General features: G+C 62.0%; 14 protein-coding genes and 1 tRNA gene. 6 read left to right on the plus strand and 9 right to left on the minus strand.

Annotated features, from left to right (window positions below):
- Position 1 precedes the first annotated feature (1 nt).
- From C0Z16_RS29585 to C0Z16_RS29620, 8 genes are all read right to left on the minus strand, one after another.
- Complete coding sequence (locus C0Z16_RS29585; RefSeq protein ID WP_102635602.1) at positions 2–421, minus strand: ExbD/TolR family protein; 420 nt, start codon at positions 419–421, stop codon at positions 2–4.
- A 28-nt stretch (positions 422–449) separates the two neighbouring features.
- Entirely contained in the window at positions 450–1,181 is a 732-nt protein-coding gene (locus C0Z16_RS29590) for a MotA/TolQ/ExbB proton channel family protein (RefSeq protein ID WP_027779251.1), read from the minus strand.
- A gap of 26 nt (positions 1,182–1,207) precedes the next feature.
- A complete protein-coding gene (locus C0Z16_RS29595; protein ID WP_102635603.1) occupies positions 1,208–1,945 on the minus strand; it encodes an energy transducer TonB in 738 nt (245 codons plus the stop codon).
- A gap of 284 nt (positions 1,946–2,229) precedes the next feature.
- Positions 2,230–2,466 carry a (2Fe-2S)-binding protein gene (locus tag C0Z16_RS29600; protein WP_102635636.1) on the minus strand — a complete coding sequence of 79 codons (237 nt, stop codon included), beginning with the start codon at positions 2,464–2,466 and terminating at the stop codon, positions 2,230–2,232.
- A gap of 218 nt (positions 2,467–2,684) precedes the next feature.
- The gene (gene murI, locus C0Z16_RS29605; RefSeq protein WP_102635604.1) at positions 2,685–3,572 is read right to left on the minus strand and encodes a glutamate racemase; all 888 of its coding nucleotides are present in this window, start codon (positions 3,570–3,572) and stop codon (positions 2,685–2,687) included.
- Between the two features lie 149 nt (positions 3,573–3,721).
- Positions 3,722–4,201 (minus strand): bacterioferritin, encoded by a 480-nt coding sequence (gene bfr / locus C0Z16_RS29610; RefSeq protein WP_020069969.1) that lies wholly within the window; start codon positions 4,199–4,201, stop codon positions 3,722–3,724.
- A gap of 218 nt (positions 4,202–4,419) precedes the next feature.
- A complete protein-coding gene (locus C0Z16_RS29615) occupies positions 4,420–5,955 on the minus strand; it encodes a fumarate hydratase (RefSeq protein WP_102635605.1) in 1,536 nt (511 codons plus the stop codon).
- A gap of 52 nt (positions 5,956–6,007) precedes the next feature.
- Positions 6,008–6,574 (minus strand): TIGR00645 family protein, encoded by a 567-nt coding sequence (locus C0Z16_RS29620; RefSeq protein WP_217479636.1) that lies wholly within the window; start codon positions 6,572–6,574, stop codon positions 6,008–6,010.
- Positions 6,575–7,470: 896 nt separating this feature from the next.
- Here C0Z16_RS29620 and acs point away from each other — a divergent pair.
- The 6 genes from acs to C0Z16_RS29660 all read left to right on the plus strand — a co-directional run bounded on the left by acs (position 7,471) and on the right by C0Z16_RS29660 (position 14,683).
- A complete protein-coding gene (acs, locus tag C0Z16_RS29630) occupies positions 7,471–9,453 on the plus strand; it encodes an acetate--CoA ligase (protein WP_102635637.1) in 1,983 nt (660 codons plus the stop codon).
- A gap of 144 nt (positions 9,454–9,597) precedes the next feature.
- Positions 9,598–10,035 carry a DUF4212 domain-containing protein gene (locus C0Z16_RS29635; RefSeq protein ID WP_102635608.1) on the plus strand — a complete coding sequence of 146 codons (438 nt, stop codon included), beginning with the start codon at positions 9,598–9,600 and terminating at the stop codon, positions 10,033–10,035.
- Between the two features lie 4 nt (positions 10,036–10,039).
- Positions 10,040–12,058: a sodium:solute symporter family protein gene (locus C0Z16_RS29640; RefSeq protein ID WP_102635638.1), complete on the plus strand. Its 2,019-nt coding sequence runs from the start codon at positions 10,040–10,042 to the stop codon at positions 12,056–12,058.
- A gap of 60 nt (positions 12,059–12,118) precedes the next feature.
- Positions 12,119–12,209 (plus strand) — tRNA-Ser (locus C0Z16_RS29645).
- 393 nt (positions 12,210–12,602) lie between these two features.
- Entirely contained in the window at positions 12,603–13,901 is a 1,299-nt protein-coding gene (locus tag C0Z16_RS29655; protein ID WP_175130713.1) for an MFS transporter, read from the plus strand.
- Positions 13,902–14,038: 137 nt separating this feature from the next.
- A complete protein-coding gene (locus C0Z16_RS29660; RefSeq protein ID WP_102635609.1) occupies positions 14,039–14,683 on the plus strand; it encodes a pyridoxamine 5'-phosphate oxidase family protein in 645 nt (214 codons plus the stop codon).
- A gap of 305 nt (positions 14,684–14,988) precedes the next feature.
- On the opposite strand, the gene C0Z16_RS29665 is transcribed toward C0Z16_RS29660, so the two are convergent.
- Positions 14,989–15,963, minus strand: coding sequence for a chemotaxis protein (locus C0Z16_RS29665; RefSeq protein WP_102635610.1), 975 nt, complete (start codon positions 15,961–15,963; stop codon positions 14,989–14,991).
- Positions 15,964–16,323: the final 360 nt, after the last annotated feature.

Genomic DNA, 16,323 nt, shown 5'->3' on the forward strand with positions numbered 1-16,323 from the left:
ATCACTTGCCTTTCGGTTGTGTGACGAAACCGATCTTCGTCAGGCCGCCTGCCTGCGCCGCCGACATCACTTGCGCCACCTTTTCGTAAGGCACTTTGCGGTCCGCATCGAGATGCAGTTCCGGTTGCGGATTCGCTTGCGCGGCCTCTGCAATTTTCGCGCTAAGTTGGGCTTCGTCCACTTTCTTGTCGTTCCACAGGACGTTGCCGTCCGCATCGACTGCGACCGTGACTTGGGAAGGCTTCGTGTCTTCCTTCTGACTGCTTGCGTGCGGCAAATCGATTTTCACCGCATGACGGATCACCGGAATCGTCACCATGAAAACGATCAGGAGAACCAACATCACGTCGACGAGCGGCGTCATGTTGATTTCATTCATCAGGCCGTCGTCATCGTCGCCGGCGAAGGGGCTCATTGCCATCTGTATGCCTCGTCGTTCAGTTGGCGCTTCAATTGGCGCGAGTCGCGAGGCGCAGGCCGTCGCCGCGTTTGGACGACGACAGGCGTGCGCCCGTCACGAAGAATGCGTGCAAGCCGTGCGCGAAGCGGCTCAGCTTGGCGACGATCGCCTTGTTCGCACGCGTCAGCGCGTTATAGCCGAGCACAGCCGGAATCGCAACGAAGAGACCGAATGCGGTCATGATCAGCGCTTCACCGACAGGACCGGCCACCTGGTCGATCGACGACTGGCCGCTTGCGCCGATCGCCAGCAACGCGTGATAAATGCCCCACACGGTGCCGAACAGACCGACGAACGGCGCTGTGCTGCCGATCGACGCGAGAATCGCCAGGCCGCTCTGCATGCGTGCGACGCTTTCGTCCATCGTGTCCTTAAGGCAGCGCGTGACCCAGTCGGACACGTCCATGCGATCGTGCAGATGCGGCTGCGTCTGATGGTGATGATCGGCCGCTTCCTGGCCCGACAGCGCGAGCGCGAGGAACGGATTGTCATGCGGCGTCGACGACCCGGCGCCAAGCTTCTTGACGCCGTCGGCGAGATCGTCCGAATGCCAGAACGCCTGCTCGGCATTTTTCGTGAGGCGGTTCAAACGCATCACATTCCATCCTTTGATGACAATCACGCTCCACGACATCACGGACATCACCAGCAGCGCCAGCGCAATACCGCGCGTGACGAAATCCCCTTGCGCCCACACGTGCGCCAATCCGTAGTTTTGCATAGCAATTCCTTTTTCTAAAATCTGCTTCAATCTTCGAGATTGAAGTTATAAGGCTGGGTGTACGCGGCCCGAACCGGCTGACCGTCCTCGAGATAGGGCTTGCACGCGCTTGCATGCGCGGCGGTGAGCGCGGCGTCGTCGAGGCGGCTGAAGCCGCTGCTTTTCTTCAATTCGATGTTCTCGAGCTTGCCGGTCAGGCCAACCACGAACTTCACATACGCGGTGCCAGTTTCGCCGCGGCGTCTGGAGAGCGTCGGATATTCGGGCTTGGCGATATTGCAGTCGAGATGCGAGACGTTCTTCGGCGCGGTGATCTCCATCGTCTGACGGCCGATGGTGGGCGCGGCCGGCGCTGGCGGGGCAACGGACGCAGGAGGGGCAGGCGGCGTCGGATCCGGAGCCGCCACGGGCGTCGGCGACGGTGCGGGCGCCTCGCGTAACGGCGTGGGAGTCGGTTTCGGCGTCGGCTTGGGCTGAACCTTCGGCTTCGTACGAACCGGCGGCGCGGGCGTGGGCGTGGGTGGCGGCGGCGCGACCGACTGCATCGCGACCGGCGCGGCAACAGGCGCGGGAGGCAGCAACTGCGCGGTCATCACGCGCGACTCGAGCGCGGGCTGCACGGGTTCGTGACGCAAGGTCAGGACCACGGCAAGCAACGCGACATGAACCGCTGCGACCATGGCGGTCGCGGTCAGGACGCGGGGATTCATTCGGGTGGACGAAGCCGGCGCGGCGCCGGCTGGGACGATAGGCGAAGCCTGCATGTTAGCGTGGCGACGCGCTGTCGATGCAGCGCGTCTGGCAAGACATCGTCATGTTCGGAAGATCAGCAGCGAAATAAACAAGGTGGTAACGAAACCAATCAGCAATTCCATCTCGAACTCCTTTGACGGGTGAGCGGGTAGCTGGCTGGCAGGGATACTGGCTTGCTGACGGCAGTGGGATTAACTCAACCGCGCTAGAACAGCGGTAAAGGAGTGCTAAAGGAGCGGCAAACGGTGCAGCACAAGCGCTGGGATGTGTCCTGCGCCGCGCGTCGCAATCCGTCTTAAGCCGCCTTGCGTTCGTAAAACGTCAGCGGCACAGCTTGCTGATGATGCTCGAAGCCGCAGCGGCTGGCGCACACGCCGCTTTGCATCATCACATCGCGCACGGAGTCCGCGCACTTGCCGCAGCACGACGCCACGCCGAGTTCGAATTGCAGCTCGTCGAACGAATCGACGCCTTCCGCGATCGAGGCACGGATCTTTCGGTCAGAAACAGACTTGCAGACACAGACAATCATGGCAGGCGTCATAGCTAACGTTAATGCGAATTATTATCATTATGTTTGAGTCGTTTGGCAAGCGTCCCAAGTGGTTTTTTGTAACAAAACCAGACTGTTAGAAGGGTTTCGGCTACGGGACGACCGCCTGGACCGCCGCCTGGCTGTACCGCGCAACGCATTGAAACAGCATAAAGAAGCAGAGAGAGGGCGCCACAAACGGCGGCGGAAGCGGCTTTTCAGGCCGGCTGCGAGGACAACGCCGCCGTGCGGGGCGAAGGAATGACCACGCGCTCGACGTCGGCGTCGATTTGCAGCAGTGTGGCGACGATTTGCCGCAGATGCGCGCCGTCGCCGGTGGAACAGAAGCGGGGCGGCGCGGCGCCCGCCGTTTGCGGCGCCGCGCGCATGCCGTGCTGTTCGAGCACGCGCTCCAACTGGCGGGCAATGGCCACGCTCGTGTCGATGAGCGCAAGCCGGTCGCCGACAATGTCGCGGATCGCCGCATCGAGGAACGGATAGTGAGTGCAGCCGAGCACCAGCGTGTCAGCGCCGGCGTCGAGCATCGGCTGAACGTAGTCGCGCAGCAACGCCCGCAGTTCCGGCGAACCGACGTCGCAGCGCTCGACGGCCTGCACGAGACCGTGGCCGGGCTGGCAGAGAAAGCGGCAATCCGCGGCGTAGCGTTCGAGCAGCGCCTGAAAGCGCGCGCTGCGCAACGTGACTTGCGTGGCGAGAACGCCGGCCACGCGGGTTTTCGACTGCAGCGCGGCGGGTTTGATGCCCGGCTCGACGCCCACCAGCGGAATGGGCAGTTTTTCACGGACCAGCGCAATGGATTGCGCGGTCGCCGTGTTGCAGGCCACGATCAGCGCTTTCGCGCCCTGTTTGACGAGCCACTCGCCGATTGCCAGCGTGCGGTCGGCGATGAAGTCGTCGTCGCGCTCACCATAGGGCGCGTACAGCGAATCTGCGAGATACAGCAGCGCCTCGTCAGGCAATTGCGCCCGGACCGCCCGCAGCACCGACAAACCGCCTAGACCCGAATCGAAAATGCCGACCGGCGCGCGCGACTGCACTCCCACGGAGGCAACTGACGCGTTCAAAGACGATGGTTCTGCAGGCATAGGCAATCAGGACACGCGCGAAGCGGCGGTCAGCGAAATCTTGGGCAAGGGGCGAGCGCAAGTATATCGCCCGATATCGCCCGCACGGCGCATGCTGTCTCGCATGAGCGGACTCATGTGCCGGCGCGCGGAGGTGCCGTGTGATCCGCTCAGGACTCGACCGAGCCCATTGCGGTCTGCTGATAGTTCTGAATGCCGACCTTGTCGATCAGGTCGAGCTGGGTTTCGAGCCAGTCGATGTGCTCTTCGGTGTCGTCGAGAATCTTCACGAAAATTTCACGCGAGATGAAATCACGAACCGATTCGCAATAGGCAATGGCTTCCTTGCAGGTGCTCTGCGAAATCTGTTCGAGCTTCAGATCGCATTCGAGGATTTCTTTCGTTTCCTCGCCGATCAGCAGTTTGTGCAGATCTTGCAGGTTCGGCAGACCGTCGAGCATGAAGACGCGTTCGATCAACCAGTCGGCGTGCTTCATTTCGCCGATCGACTCGTCGTATTCATGCTTGCCGAGTTTCTCGAGGCCCCAATGCTTGTACATCCGCGCGTGCAGGAAGTACTGGTTGATCGCGGTCAGTTCGTTTTTCAACTGAGCGTTCAGATACTCGATAACTTTCTTGTCGCCTTGCATGATCTTTCCTTATTTGGGGACTTCAATTTTCCAACAACAATAAACGCCATACCTGAAAAAGCCAAGAGAACGGAACACCTTTTGACGTCGTTCCTGGCGTTGTTCCGGTCGTCATTCGCTAGACCGCTTATGGCGCGCGGCCGGCCATGAAAAAAGCCGGGACCGTGGTCCCGGCTTCTCAGAACACGCGATGACACGCGATACGCGTGGGCGGCGAATCAGACGGTTGCGACCGGAATCTTGCCGATCTTCGCTTGCCATTCCTTTGGGCCGGTCTGGTGCACCGAGGTGCCGCTCGAATCGACCGCGACCGTTACCGGCATATCTTGCACGTCGAACTCGTAGATCGCTTCCATGCCGAGGTCTTCGAACGCGAGAACCTTCGCGCTGCGAATCGCCTTCGACACGAGATACGCTGCGCCGCCCACGGCCATCAGATAGGCGGCCTTGTGCTTCTTGATCGCCTCGATCGCAACGGGCCCACGCTCGGCCTTGCCGATCATCGAAATAAGACCGGTTTGGGACAGCATGGTCTCGGTGAACTTGTCCATGCGCGTTGCCGTGGTCGGGCCCGCCGGGCCGACCGCTTCATCGCGCACCGGATCGACCGGGCCGACGTAGTAGATCACGCGGTTCGTGAATTCGACCGGCAGCTTTTCGCCCTTTGCCAGCATATCGGCGATGCGCTTATGCGCAGCGTCGCGGCCCGTCAACATTTTGCCCGACAGCAGGAGTGTCTGGCCCGGCTTCCACGCAGCGACTTCTTCCGGCGTCAACGTGTTCAGATCGACACGCTTGCTGGTTTCCGTGTTCGGTTCCCACTGCACTTTCGGCCATGCGTCGAGCGACGGCGCTTCGAGCTTCGCAACGCCCGAGCCATCAAGCGTGAAGTGCGCGTGACGTGTGGCCGCGCAGTTCGGGATGATCGCAATCGGCTTGGACGCGGCGTGCGTCGGCGCCGCCATGATCTTCACGTCGAGCACGGTGGCGAGACCGCCCAGACCTTGTGCGCCGATGCCGAGCGCGTTGACCTTTTCGTGCAGTTCGACGCGCAGCTCTTCGATCCAGTCTTTCGGGCCGCGTGCGATCACGTCTTGGATGTCGATGGGGTCCATCAGCGATTCCTTGGCCATCACCATCGCTTTTTCAGCGGTGCCGCCGATGCCGATACCGAGCATGCCCGGCGGACACCAGCCCGCGCCCATGGTCGGCACGGTCTTCAGAATCCAGTCGACGATCGAGTCCGACGGATTGAGCATCGCGAACTTCGACTTGTTTTCGGAGCCGCCGCCCTTGGCGGCGACCTGCACGTCGACTTTATCGCCCGGCACGATCTCGTAGTGGATCACGGCTGGCGTGTTGTCTTTCGTATTCTTGCGCGCACCTTCCGGCGGGCTCACGATCGACGCGCGCAGCACGTTGTCCGGATTCAGATAACCCCGGCGCACCCCTTCATTGATCATGTCGGTGACGCCCATCGTCGCACTGCCGTTTTCACTCGCCCAACGCACGTCCATGCCGACCTTGACGAACACCGTGACGATGCCCGTGTCCTGGCAGATCGGCCGCTTGCCTTCGGCGCACATGCGGCTGTTGGTGAGAATCTGTGCAATCGCATCTTTCGCGGCCGGGCTCTGTTCGAGTTCGTACGCGCGGCCCAGGGCCTGGATGTAGTCGAGCGGATGGTAATAGCTGATGTACTGCAACGAATCAGCAATGCTCTGAATCAGATCTTCCTGTTTGATGACGGTCATGGCTAAGCTCGGTGGGGACGGTAGCGCTTTTTTCTGTTCGCAGGCTATGCGGTCAGTCGTGCGCATTCAGGGGAGTGGAACCATTGGAGCCCAGCGGCCGTAAATCCGCGGGTTCCTGAAAATGAGTCGGATGCGTATGCGTGGTCAGCCGGTCGACGAAGGCCATGATCAATGCCGAGAAGAGGAACGCGACATGGATGATGACTTGCCACATGATCGTGTGCGTCGAATTCTGGTCGGGGCTGATAAACGTTTTCAGCAGATGGATCGACGAGATGCTGATGAGCGCCATGGAGAGCTTCACTTTCAGCACGCCGGCGTTCACATGGTCGAGCCATTCCGGTTCGTCCGGATGACCCTCGACACCGAGCCGCGACACGAAAGTTTCATACCCGCCGATGATCACCATGATCAGCAGGTTCGAGATCATGACCACATCGATCAGGCCGAGCACGACCAGCATGATGTTGGTTTCGTTGAGCGTCATGGACGCTGTGACCAGATGCCAGACTTCCTTCAGGAACAGCACCACGTAGACGCCCTGGGCCACGATCAGTCCCAGATAGAGCGGCACCTGCAGCCAGCGGCTCATGAAGATGATGACGGGCAGCGGGCGCATGGGGCGGCGTTGACGCGCAGAGTCGGGTCGCGGAGCGGACATAGGCAAGAGTCGGATCGAACGCAGGTGATGGAACGTGGACCAAATGCGCCGCCCGCGTGCGAATCACGCGCGGATCGGGCACGCAAAGCGAGGCGCGGATGGCGGCGGCGCGAGAGGGAAGCGGCCCGCTACAGGTCATCAGCGAGCCACTAGCGGGCCGGCAGCGCTCGCATCAGCGCGCGCTATTGTACAGCGTCGGGCGTGTTTGCTGCGGCGCGGCGGGCAGGGTGGGCGCCGTGGCGGCGCGAGCAATGCAACCGGCGCGCGATGCCCCCGCATGACCCCCCGGCACATCACGGCGTGAATAATGTCGCCATGGCGATCATGAATCCAGCAGCGCAAAGAGAGGAACGGGACGTGCTCGACAATTAATCTACCAATCCGACTGCTGCGCGCCAGGCATCGAAGCGATGAGAAGCAGGCGTAGCGATTCAAACTGGAATCCGGGGGGCTAGTTCAGTTAGCATTGTGTCGGGGCCCGCAACGCAGCGTAAACGCGAGCGCCCATGAACGCAGCGTAGCGCGTAGCATGCTTGGCTTGATGAACGCGTCGGACGAATCGCCTAAGGGTTTGTGCGGGCAAGCCAACGCCGCCCGCGTAAGTGGCCGGTAAGTTGCACCGCTTATGGTTGAACGTGAGAGTGGACGTTGCCGCGCAAGTATTCATGTTGCATTGCCACATGAGTGCAGGCTGACGGAACGGTCTGCGGCGCAGCGACTTTTGATAGTCGACGCGCGAGGCGGGAGACAGCGCGCCGGCAATCGGTCTTTCCGATTGCGGCGTCAACATGACACGGCGCGCCAACGGTGCGCCGGCACAGGTTTTACGTTTCATCTTCACCAAGGGGTTGTCGATGTCTGCGATTGAATCGGTTCTTCACGAACGCCGTGTTTTCCCGCCCTCCGCTGAAGCAGCGGCCGGCGCCACGATCTCCGGCATGGACGCTTACCATGCGCTGACCGCCGAGGCCGAACGCGACTATGAAGGCTTCTGGGGGCGCCTCGCTCGCGAGACGCTTAGCTGGAACAAGCCTTTCACGAAGGTGCTCGACGAATCCAAAGCGCCGTTCTACACGTGGTTCGAAGACGGTCAGCTGAACGCGTCGTACAACAGCATCGACCGTCACGTGGAAGCGGGCAACGGTGAGCGCGTCGCGATTATTTTCGAAGCCGACGACGGCACCGTCACCAACGTCACCTATCAGGATCTGCTGCAACGCGTGTCGCGCTTTGCGAACGCGCTGAAGAAGCGCGGCGTGAAGAAGGGCGATCGCGTGGTGATCTATATGCCCATGTCGATCGAAGGCATTGTCGCGATGCAGGCTTGTGCGCGTATCGGCGCGACGCACTCGGTGGTGTTCGGCGGCTTCTCGTCGAAGTCGCTCAACGAGCGCCTCGTGGATGTGGGCGCGGTCGCGCTCGTCACGTCCGACGAACAGATGCGCGGCGGCAAGGCCTTGCCGCTGAAGAACATCGCCGACGAAGCGCTCGCAATGGGCGGCTGCGATGCAGTGAAAAGCGTGATCGTCTACCAGCGCACTGGCGGCAAGATTGCGTGGGACGAAAGCCGCGATCTGTGGATGCACGAGATCACGCAGGCCGAGTCGGATCAATGCGCGCCCGAGTGGGTCGGCGCGGAGCATCCGCTCTTCATCCTTTACACATCCGGTTCGACGGGCAAGCCGAAGGGCGTGCAGCACAGCACCGGCGGCTATCTGTTGTGGGCGGCGCAGACCATGAAGTGGACCTTCGACTGGAAGCCCACCGACGTGTTCTGGTGTACTGCCGACATCGGCTGGATCACGGGTCATAGCTACATCACGTATGGTCCGCTGACGCTCGGCGGCACCCAGGTCGTGTTCGAAGGCGTGCCGACCTATCCGAACGCCGGCCGCTTCTGGGACATGATCGCGAAGCACAAGGTGACGCTGTTTTATACGGCGCCAACCGCGATCCGCTCGCTGATCAAGGCCGCCGAAGCGGACCAGAAAGTGCATCCAAAGAGCTACGACCTGTCGACGCTGCGCATCATCGGCACGGTCGGCGAGCCGATTAATCCGGAAGCGTGGGTGTGGTACCACGAGAACGTCGGCGGCGGGCGTTGTCCGATTGTCGATACGTGGTGGCAAACGGAAACCGGCGGTCACATGATTACGCCGTTGCCGGGCGCAACGCCTTTGGTGCCGGGTTCGTGCACGCTGCCGTTGCCGGGCATCATGGCGGCGGTCGTCGACGAAACCGGACAGGACGTGCCGAACGGGCAGGGCGGCATTCTCGTGGTGAAGCGGCCGTGGCCGGCGATGTTGCGCAACGTGTGGGGCGATCCGGACCGCTACAAGAAGAGCTATTTCCCTGAGGAACTCGGCGGCAAGCTCTATCTCGCCGGCGACGGCGCGGTGCGCGACAAGGAAACCGGCTACTTCACGATCATGGGCCGCATCGACGACGTGCTCAATGTGTCGGGTCACCGCCTCGGTACGATGGAGATCGAATCGGCCCTGGTGTCGAACCCGATGGTCGCTGAAGCCGCGGTGGTGGGGCGTCCCGATGCTACGACCGGCGAAGCGGTGTGCGCGTTCGTCGTGTTGAAACGCGCGCGTCCTGAAGGCGAGGAGGCGGTCAAACTCGCCAACGAACTGCGCAATTGGGTCGGCAAGGAGATCGGTCCGATCGCAAAGCCGAAGGACATCCGCTTCGGCGAGAACCTGCCGAAGACGCGTTCGGGCAAGATCATGCGCCGTTTGTTGCGTTCGCTTGCGAAGGGCGAAGCGATCACACAGGACGTGTCGACGCTCGAGAATCCGGCGATTCTCGATCAACTCGGCGAGTCGCTGTGAGCATGCGTTTGGCTATGCGTTTCATGTCGTCGGTATGAAAAGGCGGGGGCGTGTCGAACGACGCGCTCCTCGCCGGATGCCTGGATCAGCCATCGCGCGGACAACCCCGATTGCCTGCCCGGTGCCTTTTTGATACATAGGCGCATGGCCGCGCCACATCACTCTTCTCACGCTACGCAAAATCCTGCGCCCGAACCGCCCGCGGTTTCGGCCGCGCTGGCTCGCGCGCATCAAAAGTACTGGCGCTTCAACCTCGCGCTGATTGCAGCGTTGATGTCCGTGGGCTTCGCGGTCTCGTTCCTGTTGCCGCTAGTCGCGCCCGCGCTGTCGCACGTGCGTTTTGCCGGCTTCAGATTGCCGTTCTACTTTGGCGCACAGGGTGCGATCCTGATCTACCTCGCGCTGATCGTCGTGTACATCCTGTCGATGCAGCGTGCCGACCGTCAACTGCAACGCGCATTCGATGCCGACGCCAATGCGGCCGCGAATGCCAACGCCGATTCGAGCACCGCTGCCAACGCCGCTGCAAGCGTGACAGCAAGCACGAATACGGCCGCCGATGCCGGCGCGCACGGAACGTGAGCCGATGAAGCTCACGAACCGCCTCATCCGCTCGTACGCGTTTTATACGCTCGGCTTCCTGTTTTTCATCTATGTGATGTGGCGCATCGAGCGCAAGACCGGTCCGGGCATGTGGATCGGCTATGTGTTCCTGTTCGTGCCGATTGCCGTGTATGCGGTGATCGGCTTGCTGTCGCGCACTTCCGATCTCGTCGAATACTACGTGGCCGGGCGACGCGTGCCGTCCGCGTTCAACGGCATGGCGACCGCGGCCGATTGGCTCTCGGCAGCATCGTTCATCGGTCTCGCCGGTTCCATCTATGCAACCGGTTATGACGGCCTTGCCTATCTGATGGGCTGGACCGGCGGCTATTGCCTCGTTGCGTTTCTGCTCGCGCCGTACGTGCGCAAGCTCGCGCGCTACACGATTCCCGACTTTCTCGGCACGCGCTTTTCGAGCAACGCCGTACGCGGCCTTGCCGCGTTGTCCGCGATCCTGTGTTCGTTCGTCTATCTCGTCGCGCAGATTCAGGGCGTCGGTCTCATTGCGACGCGCTTTATCGGTGTCGACTTCGCAGTCGGTATTTTCTGCGGGCTCGCCGGCATTCTCGTGTGCTCGTTTCTCGGTGGCATGCGCGCGGTGACGTGGACTCAGGTTGCGCAATACATCATCCTGATCGCTGCGATCCTGATTCCCGTTTCGATGATCGCGCATAAAGACGGCCTCGGCTGGGTGCCGCAATTGAGCTACGGCCGTTTGATGGAGCGCGTCGAAAGTCTTGAGAAGCAGGTGCGGGATGAGCCGCTCGAGCAGACCGTGCGCGACGACTACCGCCGTCGAGCCGCGTTGATGCAGCAGCGGCTCGACACGCTGCCGCATTCGTTCGTCCAGCAAAAGCTGCGGCTCACGCAGGAAGTTGCCGACTTGCGCCGCCATAATGGTCCGCTGCGCGAGATCAAGGAGCGCGAAAAAGCGCTGGAACAATTTCCGCGCGATGCCGCCGCCGCGCAGATCGTGTGGACTCAACAGCGCGACGAAATGCTGATGCGCGCTGCGGCGCCGCTGCCGATGCACGAGCCGTTCCCCGCAGCAAGCGACGAAGAGCGGCGCATGCATGAGCGCAATTTTCTTTCGCTGTTGCTGTGTCTGTCGCTGGGCACTGCGAGTCTGCCGCATATTCTGACGCGCTATAACACGACGACGTCGGTGGCTTCCGCGCGACGCTCCGTCGGCTGGACGCTGTTTTTCGTCGCGCTGTTCTACGTGACCGTGCCGGTGCTCGCGGTGCTGATCAAGTACGAGATATTGACGAACCTCGTCGGTCATCACTTTGCCGATTTGCCGCAATGGCTCACGCAATGGCGCAAGGTCGAGCCGAGCCTGATTACTCTCGCCGACACGAACGCCGACGGGATCGTGCGATGGAGTGAGATTCAGATGCAGCCCGACATGGTCGTGCTCGCCGCGCCCGAGATTGCGGGGCTGCCGTATGTGATGTCCGGCCTGATCGCGGCGGGCGCGTTGGCCGCGGCGCTGTCGACCGCCGATGGCTTGCTGCTAACGATTGCCAACGCTTTATCGCACGACGTGTATTACCACATGGTCGATCCGGGCGCATCGAGTCAGCGGCGCGTGACCATTTCGAAGATTCTGCTGCTAGGGGTGGCGCTGTTTGCCTCGTATGTGGCGTCGCTCAATACCGGCAACATTCTGTTTCTGGTGGGCGCGGCGTTTTCGTTGGCTGCATCGAGCCTGTTCCCGGTGCTCGTGCTGGGCGTGTTCTGGAAGCGCACGACGCGGCTAGGGGCGGTGGCCGGCATGCTGGCGGGACTGCTGGTGTGCATCTACTACATCGTCTCGACGTATCCCTTCTTCGCACAGATGACGGGTTTCGCGGGACCGCGATGGTTCGGCATCGAGCCGATCAGCTCGGGCGTGTTCGGCGTGCCTGCGGGCTTTCTGGTGGCGATCGGCGTGAGTCTCGTCGACCGCAAACCGGATGCTTATACGAGGGCGCTGGTGGACTACATCCGGCATCCATAGACGCGTTTGCGCGGGAGTGTGGCGCACCGCGCGAAGTTTGCTATAATTCGGCTCCCCGCCGGAGAGATGGATGAGCGGTTTAAGTCGCACGCCTGGAAAGCGTGTATAGGTTAATAACCTATCCGGGGTTCGAATCCCCGTCTCTCCGCCACCCTTCCATCAAGCCTTTACGGCTTTTCAAAGTTCAGCGCTGAGCCACAAACCCACGCTGTGCCATAGAAATTCATTCCAAACGTCTCACGCGTTCCGGTTTTTTCGCCGGTAAGTCCGCTGCATCATCTTACCGTCGGCATGCGCAAGAAGTGCTTGAGCGTGCACGAGTGTTTCGGCATCGCTCGTGTCGCCGCGGAAACTGCGCTGGCGTTCGTACTCGCCGCCCATGTACAGCTCGTGACGCATGCTCGTGACGCATGCCCGCGAGATCCAGATTGCCGATCGCGCCGACGGTGGCGCCGTAAACGACAGTGAGGGCGCCTCAGCAAAACAGATAGCGTTGCTCTAAACTAGCTGCCCGCCCAAGCCAGCCAGTAGAGACCACGACTCGATGCCGCCCGTTCCCGCCAATCCCAACGATTCCAACGACTCCAACGACTCCACCGACTCCACCGACTCATCAACACTCAGCTTGCCGAAGCAACCGGCGTTTCAACGCTTCTGGTGCACGCGCATTCTGTCGTCACTGTCGTTCCAGATGCTCGCGGTCGCAATGGGATGGCACATCTACGCGCTCACTCACAGCGCGTTCGCTCTGGGCCTCGTCGGCCTCGCACAATTTCTGCCGATGTTCCTGCTCACGCTCGTAGTCGGCCACTTCGCGGACCGCTACGACCGTCGACGTATCGCGGCCATCTGTCAAAGCCTGGAAAGCGTCGCTGCGTTGCTATTCGCGTGCGGCACCTTCGGTGGCTGGATCAGCGCGCCGGTCATCTATGTGCTGGCCGCATGCGTGGGCGCGGCGCGCGCGTTCGAGTCGCCGGCGGTCGCTTCGCTGTTGCCGGGCGTCGTGTCGCGCGGCCAATTGCCGAAAGCGACGGCGTGGGCCACCTCGGCGAATCAGACCGCGCAGATCGCCGGTCCGGCGCTGGGCGGTCTGCTGTACGGCATCGGCCCGGGCGCCGCTTATCTTGCGTGCACGCTGTCATTCGCCGCTGCGGCCACGGCCGTGTGGGGCATTCCGCTGCGCATGAAGCCGGCGAACCGCGCGCCCGTCACGCTTGGATCGGTGTTCTCCGGTATCGCGTTCATCCGCAAGGAGCCGGTGATACTCGGGGCGTTATCGCTCGATCTGTTCGCCGTACTATTCGGCGGCGCGACGGCGTTGCTGCCGGTATTCGCGCGCGACATCCTGCACACGGGGCCGCTCGGCCTCGGCCTGTTGCGCTCGGGCACCGCCATCGGCGCGCTCGCGGGCACCATCTGGCTTGCGCATTTTCCGCTGCGTAACCGGCCCGGCGCGGCCATGTTCGGCGGCGTGATCGCGTTTGGCTTCGCCACGCTCGTGTTCGGGCTGTCGCATCAGTTCATCGTCTCGCTGATTGCGCTGATGGTTCTCGGCGCGTCGGATACGATCAGCGTCGTCGTGCGCCTGTCGCTCGTGCAGCTTCGCACGCCGGATGAAAAGCTCGGACGCGTGAGCGCCGTCAATTCGCTTTTCATTGGGACGTCGAATCAATTGGGCGAATTCGAATCCGGCGTGACGGCAGGCTGGTGGGGCGCGCGAACGGCTGTGCTGGTGGGCGGTGTCGCGACGATCACGGTCGCCTTGCTGTGGATGAAGTTCTTCCCCGAACTCAGGAACACGCGTTCGCTGGAGCGCGAAGAGGAACTCGTGCCGAGTGCCTGAGGTGCGTGCGGCTCATAAAGCGCGTTATTCTCGATTTATGAAAACCCGGTTCCCAATTCAGCCGGGTTCTCTGCAAAGACTCAAACGGGTAAGGTTGAACGCGTCACCTGCGGGGCATCCCGCGAAGGAGCCGCTTCATGACACGCCTCGTCCCGCATCGGCACGTTCACCCCAGCGACATTGCCTTTACGCCGACCGTCAAGGCATTGCAGAGTCGCAACGGCTCGCGCGATGCCTATGCGCGCATGGAAGAAGACCACGGGTGGCAGACGCGCCTGACGCCTGACGTCGCGAGTTTCATCGAGCAGCAGACGAGCGTGTTTTTTGCAACGGTCAGCGGCGAAGGGCAGCCGTATATTCAGCATCGCGGCGGCCCGCCGGGTTTCTTACGCGTGCTCGACGACCACAGCATTGCGTTTGCCGATTTCGCCGGTAATCGCCAGTACATTACGGCCGGCAACCTGGTGGACAATCCGAAGGCGCATCTCTTTCTCGTCGACTACGCGCATCGTCGGCGCATCAAGATATGGGGCGAGGCACGCGTGATCGACGACGATCCGGCGCTGCTGGCGAAGCTGATGCCCGAGGATTACAAGGCGCGCGGCGAACGCGTCATCGTGATGACGGCGCGTGCCTGGGACGTCAATTGTCCGAAGCATATTCCGCAGCGGTTCGAGGCTGCCGATGTGGCTGCCGCGCTGAAGGAGCGCGATGAGCGCATCGCGGAGCTGGAGGCGCAAGTGGCGGAACTCAAGCGTTTGGGGGCCGCCTCCGCCGCATGATTCAGGGCGATTTGCGCCGGCTTGATTGCCAAAGTCGAAACCGTCAGGCAAGCAGGACGCGACTCGTTGCAAAGCTATGCGAACGCCGGTGTGCCGATGCGTTGAGGCTGCCCTCGTTCCCTAGAATCCGTTGCGCTATCCAATGCTTCATTGCAAGCGCAACGCTTCACGCGATCACGAGGAGAACGCACGTGACCTGGGACACGGGCGGGCCGATTGCGGCGACCGTCTCGAGCCGGCTGGCTTTCTCCGTCGTGCGTCGATAGAAGCGATGTCAGAGAACGCGCATCGCGTAGGCGCTCCTCTCAGGCCGCAGCCTCGGCGGCAGACAACAGCGCGGTGCGAATCGCGTTGGCCAGTTCGCCGGCCGCAAACTTGGCGACATAACCGTTCGCGCCGGCGTTCTTCACATGCGCCTCGTTGGCCGCGCCCGTCAACGAGGAATGGATGATCACCGGAATGTCGCGCGTGCGTTCGTCGGCCTTGATCTGGCGAGTCAGCATGAAGCCGTCCATTTCCGGCATCTCCAGGTCGGTCAGCACGAGGGCGATGCTGTCCTTGACGCGCGCGCCGCTCGACTCCGCTTCTTTGGCAACCTGCTGCAACGTCTGCCAGGCCTCTTCGCCTGTCTTGGTCATCACGTACTCCGCGCCGATCGCGGTCAGCGCCTGTTCGATCAGCTTGCGGGCGAAGCCGGAGTCGTCGGCGGCAAGAATCTTCGCGCCGGGGCGAATGCCCAGCGCGTCGCCGACCGACGCCGGGTCCACGCTCGGATGCTGCGACGGGAACACATCGCGCAACACCTGCTCGACGTCGATCACCTGCGCGAGCCGCGAGTCGCCCGTATTGCCGTCGATCCGCGCAATGCTCGTGACGAGATTGCCGCCGGCCGCGCCCTCGGCGGATAACACCTGATTCCATTCGAGACGGACGATGTCGTCGACTTCCTCGACCGCGAACGCCTGCGTGGAGCGCGCGAATTCGGTCACGAGCAGAATGTTCAGGCCGCGCGTGGGCTCGCAGCCCATCAGCCGCGGCAAGTCGATCACAGGGATGATCTGGCCGCGAATGTCCACCGCGCCCATCACGTACGGCGACGAACCGGCGATAGGCGTCACCGTCGGCATGGTCGAAATCTCGCGGACCTTGAATACGTTGATGCCGTAAAGCTCGTGCGCGTCACTGCCGGGAACGGAACCCAGCCGATACAGCAGCAGTTCGAATTTGTTGGAACTCGTCAGGTTGCTGCGTTCGTCGTGCGCGCGGTTATCTGCTGCCATCGAATCTCTCCAGGATTACGGTGCCTGGGCGCGCGCTCGCGTTGCGTTCAAGCCCACGCGCCTCTTACTTTCAGTTATCGGCGCGGTTGCCGAAAAATTCAGCGCTTCGTCGCGATTGTGCTCGGAATCCCTGGGTGAGCCGACGCACGTTCGGGAGTCATTTGTATGAAGGTTACCTAACGTTACACAAGCGACAGCGTCGTTTCACACGTTCTTCCAGGCGGCTCCTAGAATTTCCCGGCGATGAAACGTGGCGCCGCGCGGCGCTTGCGGCGGCTCCCAAACGCGGGCGGCTGTGAAATCGCCAGCCAGTCGGGCGGGCGCGCAGTCGCAGCGCAAAGGCGCACGCATCGTTGCCGT

The organism is Paraburkholderia rhynchosiae (genome assembly GCF_002879865.1).
GTDB classification, from domain to species: domain Bacteria; phylum Pseudomonadota; class Gammaproteobacteria; order Burkholderiales; family Burkholderiaceae; genus Paraburkholderia; species Paraburkholderia rhynchosiae.